Source organism: Staphylococcus sp. GDY8P47P (assembly GCF_016892225.1).
In the GTDB taxonomy this organism is placed as follows: domain Bacteria; phylum Bacillota; class Bacilli; order Staphylococcales; family Staphylococcaceae; genus Staphylococcus; species Staphylococcus borealis.
The window spans coordinates 3,907-10,746 of the sequence record NZ_JAFENV010000033.1; the positions used below are offsets into that span (position 1 = coordinate 3,907).

The window sequence follows — 6,840 nt, forward strand, 5'->3', positions numbered from 1 at the left end:
TAACGAGAAGTAACGAGAAGTAATGAAGAGTGACGAAAAGAAACCAATGCTCAATTGGTTTCTTTTTTTATAATTTATATTAAAAACCTCATTATTAGACGATAAGCAGAGACCTATAACAAATGACCTTTTGATGAAGAATTAAAAGGTGAAAATTTTGTTTTTGTATTTTAAAATATAACCTTATCATGAAAGTATATATAATTGGAAAATATCATGGGAATTTTTCGGTTGTATAAAACTATGAATCTACTTTATGGTGTTATATATAGAAACTAATCATTGTATCTCTTCTTTCTGTGAAAAGATGATGATAATAAATGAAATAATCATGTAACCTGCTATCATCCACATAACTATATGATAATAAATGATTATGTTTGTAATTTGAGCGGTGAATAATACGATAATGGACAAACCTACGGGTCCACCTAATTGGTGCATGCTATTAGTCATGCCGCTTGCTGCGCCAGCTATTTTACTATCAACTTTATAAATACCAGCGCTAGTAAGTGGTGCAAGAATCCATCCTTGACCTAATCCTATAAGTATCATAGGCAATTAGTCCATGGTTCTCCATCATATTCTTTAACGCTTTGTCATCAGAAAACTTACCACGGTTTTGTGCTACAAATTGCGTAATGACTTCGATCGCTTTATCTGCCAGTGATCGTTCAGAGACTGTATGAGCATGATAATCAATAAAGTAGTCTCTTATTTTAGCGATATCAATATCTGTAGGTAAAACATGACTGAGAATCTTGGCCGAAGTAGTGATAGCTGCATAGCGCTTAAACATACGAATACCAGTATTATTTGTTTCATCCTTCAATTTATCTTTAAACCAATGATGTAATTCAAAAACGGATCAAAAAACAAAGGGCCCTAGAAACTAGGAGCACACTTACACAAGAACAATTGATAGATAAATTAGCTAAAGGAGCCATCGATGCAGAAACGTTCAGAAAACAATCTCAATCGTTACTTCAACAATCAAAACCAACACTATCAATAAATGAGCAACAAATTCAAAAGTCTTTTGAAAATGTAATTCAACAACACTTCACGTTAAGCATGTTATACCGATATATTGATGAAATTCATATTTCTAAAAACAAAAGCCTTGTGGGAATCTATTTCAAAAATGAACCGCTAAACATTGTAAACCAAGCTACGCAATCATCGATTGCTTAATTAATGAAAGGATGAAAAATATGAAAGAAATGAAAAGAAAATCTGTAGGATGTTATGTTAGAGTTTCAATAATTTCTCAAGACATTGATAAATTTAGTATTAATGGTCAAATTACACAAATAAAGGAATATTGCCAACAGGGAAATTATGAATTGCTATACTGATAATTAAAAGTACCCCCGATCGAACGAAAATATCTTTTTGATGACTATTAGTGATAATTGTAATTTTATCCATTAATAGATGAATGGATTGGAATAATACTAAGCCTATTGCTATTCCACCGAGTAAAATTACCCACCCGCCTAATTCAATACTTTCCGGAATCATTTCAAAAAATAATAAGCCAATTATAAGGCCTGCACATAATGAATAAATAAAGCCATGACCACTTTGAAAACCTTCCATTATCCAAGCGAGTCCACCGCCAACACCAATTACAAGTGCGGAAGCTAACGCCCGATCATCCATACTGCACTCATCCCACTATTCTTAAAAAGGCTTTGTTTATTTTACTCTAAAAAATCAAAACAAAATATATGAATTCATATTAAATATTATTTGATTTTTTATTCAGATGGTTATATCATATATATGAACATATATTAATATATGTAGATAAATAGTGATTATTATATATAAGGTTTTGAATTGAAACCTAAAGTGAGGGAAGGATAATGGAAGAAAAAAAGGAATTAGAGGAAGTAAATAATAAGGATTTAGATGATGAAACATTATTTGTCGTATCGCAAACATTTAAAGCGTTAGGTGATCCTACGAGAATCCGGATTCTCCATTTGCTCTTTTATAAGGAGTATTCGGTAAACGGTATTGCTGAAACGCTACATCTTAGACAATCAACAGTTTCCCATCAATTGCGGTTCTTGAAAAATTTACGGTTAGTAAAATTCCGAAGGGAAGGCACAACATTGTTTTATTCCCATGATGATGAACATACTATGAATATGCTAAAACAGGCGATCGATCACGCCTGTCATCACTAGTATTCCGTAAACCAGTAATGAGTGTTAATAATAATTCACGTCATTAATATTGTTATATGATCATATAACAATATTATAGGCATATGAAAAGGGGGTTTTGCAATGGATATGGAAAACAAAAAAACAGAATGGAAAGCGTTGTATGATATCTCGAAGGAAAGTGAGATGGGTGTAGCAGAGAGGGTTAGTGAATACGGTTGATAAATTCATAGGATGTATTATTGGATACAAAAAGTTTGGATGTGGTCAATTAACGTCCTGGTTTAGTAAAGCTTACTGCGAATATATTGGAACCCGATATATCATATTTATTTAGAAAGGTGATAGAAATGAAAAATATTCAAGAGCAACAAGCACACGAAAGTCATAGCCACGATCATAGTCATGATCATGATCACGGAAAAATGCCAATTATTTCATATTTTATTGGCTTAGTGTTGGCTATAATTGGGCTTTTTTTAAGTGATGCAAATTTATTAATACAAAACATCTTATTTTCAATTGCCACAATCACAGCCGGCTACCATGTAATTATTCTCGAAGGAATTGGAGAGACAGTTGAAAATACTAAATTAAAGGGAAAATTCACTCCTAATTCTCATATTCTAATGGGATTAGCTGCAATCGGGGCTTCTCTGATAGGGAGTTTTTGGGAAGGAACCCTTTTGATACTTATTTTTTCCGGCGCTCATTTTCTTGAAGATTACGCTGAAGGAAGAAGTAAAAGAGAAATTACTAAGCTACTCGAAATGAACCCAACGACAGCTAAATTAATCCTACCTGATGGAAACACAAAAATTGTTGATGTCAGTGAATTAAAAGTTGGAGATCAACTCCAAGTGCTGAACGGTGATCAAGTTCCAATTGATGGGATTATTTTATCCGGTACTACCTCAATTGATGAATCTTCTATTAATGGAGAAAGTATACCGAAAGAGAAATCTAAGGGTGACGAAGTTTTTGGAAGTACGATTAATGGAACAGGTACTTTTACTATGGAAGTCACTAAGGAAAACAAGGATACTGTATTCTCTAAAATTTTACAATTAGTTAGTCAAAACCAAGATAATCAAACAAAAGCTGCCAGTATCATTCAAAAATTCGAGCCTAAATATGTTAATATAGTTTTAATCGCAATACCATTAGTAATGTTACTTGCTCCTTTTCTATTTGATTGGACATGGTCGCAAAGTGTTTACAGGGGATTAGTGATTTTAGTCGCAGCTTCACCGTGTGCTTTGGCAGCAGCTACTGTATCTGTAACATTGTCTACAACATCTAACCTAGCTAAAAAAGGCGTGCTTTCAAAAGGAAGTACTTACCTATCACAATTAGCGGATATAGATGCAATTGCCTTCGATAAAACAGGAACCCTTACGAACGGAGAACCTAAAGTAACAAATTACTATTTCACTCATTCTGTGAACGAAGAAAATATTATTGATATTATAGTCGCCCTTGAAAAGGAATCCAATCACCCACTCGCTAATGCTATTTTAGAAAAATTTGAAGTTAAAAATAAAATAGACATCGAAGTTACTAATCAAATTGGAAAAGGTCTGACAGGAGATTATAATGGAAAAAATTATCGTATTGGTAAGCCTACTTCTTTTGAAAGTGCTTCTGAAGAGTATACCCAGTTCAATCATGATTGGGCATCAGAAGGAAAGACGGTTGTATACGTAGCAGAAAATGAAGAAGTTATTGGGATTATAGCTCTAATGGATATTCCGAATGAGCATGCTAAAGAAACAATTAATTACTTTAAGAAACTTGGTATCCACACGACTTTAATTACTGGTGATTCGGAAATGACGGGAAAAGCTGTAGGCGAACAATTGGGAATAGACGAAGTTATCGCTAATGTAATGCCTGAAGATAAATCCAGAATTATAGAAGAACAAAAAGAAAAATTTGGAGTTACTGCCATGGTTGGAGATGGTGTGAACGATGCACCGGCCCTTGTTAATGCTGATGTTGGTATAGCTATGGGGGGCGGTACTGATGTGGCAGTAGAAGTATCTGATTTGGTTTTAATGCAGAACAATTTATCTAAATTAGTACAGTCTCATAAAATTTCCTCAAATATGGGTCGTGTTATTAGGCAAAATATTATTTTTTCAATGGCAGTTGTTGCCTTTTTAGTTGTCGTTAGTTTGTTAGGATTAACTGATATTACAATCAGTGTAATTGTTCATGAAGGAAGTACTTTAGTTGTTATACTAAATGGACTTCGATTATTAAGATCTAAATAATGAACGAATCGATTGACATGAATGAACTTTGAAGTGTGGATTCTACAATGTTCCCATAACATTGGACACTAAAAAACAGAGCAATCTAATAAAGATGTTATGAGTAAAAACAATGCCTTGCATACCGTTTTTATCATACGGGCGGTCAAATAAGCAATTAAAGAGCATGGGAAGCATAAAATCATAAACAGTGACTTAAGGCAGCCAGTTTACATTCAAAAGTTAAATTGACTGTATTAAAAGTTTCGAAACGATTAATATCCGTATGGGGGCAAGCGTCGAGCCAAAGATAATGCCAGGACAGAGCGTCTTTTTCCGTTCTTTTAAGTGGGAAAGGTTTTACCTTCTCTATGCCAAGACAGTCCCAGAGCTAAAAGAGCCAGTTGCTCTTTTTGGGCGTTTGTGAACGGTAATCGCAGGAAGGGGATTTTCCCAACCGCACCTGGTTTTCCATCACAATAAAGTTGGCGGCATTTGTTCTGATATTCTTGGGAATACTTACACTATGAATGGCCGTATTAAGTGATACAGGAGCTGCTATTATTGTAATACTGAATGCTCTCCGCCTTTTGAGGGTAAAAGAATAAAAGTAAGGATAACTAGGTAAAGCTGTTCAATCAAAAATTGAACAGCTTATTTTTCATCAAAATCAAAAACGTTTATTATAATACCTACACTTGTTCTGTTAAACGTACCGATTTTTTAACCTTATTGTATCAGTAATATCTTGAAACGAAGTAAGCGACTAAAATTTCTCTTTTATCATACTTTTATAAAAATACACTTTTAAGAACGGTTTGAAAATTTTTGAAATAGATCAAAATAATCTTCTGGTTAAAAAACCTGTAGATATGATTTCTCTCTTAAATTTTTGTTTGATTAGATTAGATCCTAATAAGACGCATTCAATATGTCTACACGTGAATTTAGTCTTTGAAAATGTAAGGACCATTATTATTATAAAAACCCCAGTATAAAACGATACGCAGAAGCGTATCACAAATAAAACTAAAAAAATGATGTTGAACAATAATATTCATTATGAATTTTTTGAGTAAATCTTAGGAGGAGTAATTAAATTGATTAAACCTAAAGATATAGTTCAATTTTTAAAGCCATGGTTTTTGGCTCTTATATTTGTTGTTTTTATACTTATTCAAGTAGCAGGTTTCACTGGTTATAGTGAAGATTTTTTCGGGCTATTTCATATTGGAATTGGACAATTAGGTTTACTTTTACGATACAGCTTGGCATTTTTATTGTCTGGTCTTGTTACCTTTATTTACTTGCACTATTATAAAAAATTGATGGGAAAAAATAAGAATGATTATATAAAGAAAGTGAAGTCTGTTGTTATTTTTGTGACATTTTTTATAGGTGGATTTATTTTATATAAAGATATATACCTATCAGACATAATGCAAAACGCTTTTTTATGGCTAAAGTTTGAATATATGAGTTTATTAGGTTCTACATTTTTAATATTTTGGTGTGAAAAATTAACTGATAAATAGTAGTATTATACAAAAGGAGTTTTGCTATAATGACAATAATAATCCACCCGCTGCAACATATTGAATCTGCAAACATGAATGATTTGCATGATCAGATTCCGTTTAATTCCTCTATATTAGAAAACTTATACTTTGATCTTGAGAAAACTGACTCATTTTTTGATTTAACAAAAAGTTACGAAATCGATTATTGGAAAAACATGCTATTTAATCGCATGAATTTACTAATTCGAAATTATACATACACGATGTTCTATTATAATCAAGGTATACCTGATGAAGTTTGGTATAAGTCACCTGGTTCAAAAGGACAATCAGTTGAGCTTTTTCCTGATTTTAAAGAAGAAGACTATACTAAACAATTTAATTTTAATTACTTTTCTGAATATTTCTTCTTACAGGGTTTTAGCATATTTGAGTTGTTAGGACATATTATAATAAATATTTACGACATACAATTAAAAAAGAATGAAATAAGTTTTCATAAAGCAATAAACAAACTTAAAGAAAAAGATTTAGTGAAATTTTATGCACTTGATAAAATTCGTAATTCCAATGAATTTGATGATGCATCTAAACACACAAACAACATTACACATAAGCAGCATCCACAATTTATATCTTCAGGAATAACTAAATATGAAAATGGTATAGCTACAGCTGGTGTTGGAAATTACACTACGTCTCAAAAAGTTAAAGAAATAATGGATGGGATGTTAATGTGTTTAGAAAAGACAATAGAAATTTTAGATAAAGTCAGTATAATTGTGTAAAAGTAAAAATGCCATATAACAGTCCTTTTACGGTACAATGTTTTTAACGACAAAAACATAACCAGGAGGACTTTTACATGACCCAAGTACATTTTACACT

At 32.2% G+C, this 6,840-nt stretch carries 6 protein-coding genes and 2 pseudogenes; 5 read left to right on the forward strand and 3 right to left on the reverse strand.

What is annotated here, in order from left to right; genetic code table 11:
- Window positions 1-279: 279 nt before the first annotated feature.
- Window positions 280-555: a hypothetical protein gene (locus JVV30_RS11595; protein WP_119627606.1), complete on the reverse strand. Its 276-nt coding sequence runs from the start codon at window positions 553-555 to the stop codon at window positions 280-282.
- Window positions 527-847, reverse strand: a pseudogene (locus JVV30_RS11600) (cassette chromosome replicative helicase); the annotation flags it as partial. The pseudogene JVV30_RS11600 and the gene JVV30_RS11595, both read right to left, overlap by 29 nt.
- 8 nt (window positions 848-855) lie before the next feature.
- On the opposite strand from JVV30_RS11600, the pseudogene JVV30_RS11605 reads away from it, so the two are divergent.
- Window positions 856-1,194: pseudogene (locus JVV30_RS11605) on the forward strand (cassette chromosome recombinase CcrA); the annotation flags it as partial.
- A gap of 111 nt (window positions 1,195-1,305) precedes the next feature.
- Here the strand turns inward: JVV30_RS11605 and JVV30_RS11610 are convergent.
- Window positions 1,306-1,665, reverse strand: a complete 360-nt coding sequence (locus JVV30_RS11610) for a ZIP family metal transporter (RefSeq protein WP_017175149.1) — start codon at window positions 1,663-1,665, stop codon at window positions 1,306-1,308.
- Between the two features lie 206 nt (window positions 1,666-1,871).
- Between JVV30_RS11610 and JVV30_RS11615 the strand changes: the two genes are divergently transcribed.
- From JVV30_RS11615 to JVV30_RS11630, 4 genes are all read left to right on the forward strand, one after another.
- On the forward strand, window positions 1,872-2,198 hold the full coding sequence (locus JVV30_RS11615) for an ArsR/SmtB family transcription factor (protein ID WP_000391495.1): 327 nt from the start codon (window positions 1,872-1,874) through the stop codon (window positions 2,196-2,198).
- 329 nt (window positions 2,199-2,527) lie between these two features.
- Window positions 2,528-4,453 (forward strand): heavy metal translocating P-type ATPase, encoded by a 1,926-nt coding sequence (locus JVV30_RS11620; protein WP_017175150.1) that lies wholly within the window; start codon window positions 2,528-2,530, stop codon window positions 4,451-4,453.
- Window positions 4,454-5,532: 1,079 nt separating this feature from the next.
- Window positions 5,533-5,967: a hypothetical protein gene (locus JVV30_RS11625; protein ID WP_031886423.1), complete on the forward strand. Its 435-nt coding sequence runs from the start codon at window positions 5,533-5,535 to the stop codon at window positions 5,965-5,967.
- 29 nt (window positions 5,968-5,996) lie between these two features.
- Window positions 5,997-6,740, forward strand: coding sequence for a Cthe_2314 family HEPN domain-containing protein (locus JVV30_RS11630; RefSeq protein ID WP_204194267.1), 744 nt, complete (start codon window positions 5,997-5,999; stop codon window positions 6,738-6,740).
- Window positions 6,741-6,840 lie beyond the last annotated feature (100 nt).